Genomic DNA, 471 nt, shown 5'->3' on the forward strand with positions numbered 1-471 from the left:
AGCACCGCCAATCCTGTAATGCGGCTGGGGTCTGCACCGACCGCCGTGATCTTTGGGCGCTGAGCGAAGAGGGCCCGGCGCGCTATACCATGCGCGCCGCCGTGGGTGGGGCCGAGCGCGCATTCTGGGTGCTTTGGGTCGATGAGGGGTTCCGCACCGCCGTCATCGGCAGCCCCGAAGGGGGGTACGGCTGGATTCTTGACCGTCAGGCGACAGGGGGCGAAGACCGGATCACCGCGGCGCAAGAGATTTTAGATTTCAACGGCTACGACCTCAGCGCCTTGCAAATGAGGCGCTGAGGTCGTAGCCGTTGAAATCTAAAATCTCTTGCGCCGCGGTGANCCGGTCTTCGCCCCCTGTCGCCTGACGGTCAAGAATCCAGCCGTACCCCCCTTCGGGGCTGCCGATGACGGCGGTGCGGAACCCCTCATCGACCCAAAGCACCCAGAATGCGCGCTCGGCCCCACCCAC

2 protein-coding genes are annotated in these 471 nt (G+C 65.1%); one reads left to right on the forward strand and one right to left on the reverse strand.

The window, feature by feature from the left end; translation table 11 throughout:
- Positions 1–299 (forward strand): lipocalin family protein (locus tag A3722_RS09900; protein WP_150120467.1); only part of this gene is annotated, 299 nt, incomplete at its 5' end.
- Here A3722_RS09900 and A3722_RS09905 read toward each other — a convergent pair.
- Positions 274–471: a lipocalin family protein gene (locus A3722_RS09905; protein ID WP_067916096.1), complete on the reverse strand. Its 198-nt coding sequence runs from the start codon at positions 469–471 to the stop codon at positions 274–276. The genes A3722_RS09900 and A3722_RS09905 overlap by 26 nt on opposite strands.

Source organism: Sulfitobacter sp. HI0027 (assembly GCF_001634775.1).
Taxonomy (GTDB): domain Bacteria; phylum Pseudomonadota; class Alphaproteobacteria; order Rhodobacterales; family Rhodobacteraceae; genus Sulfitobacter.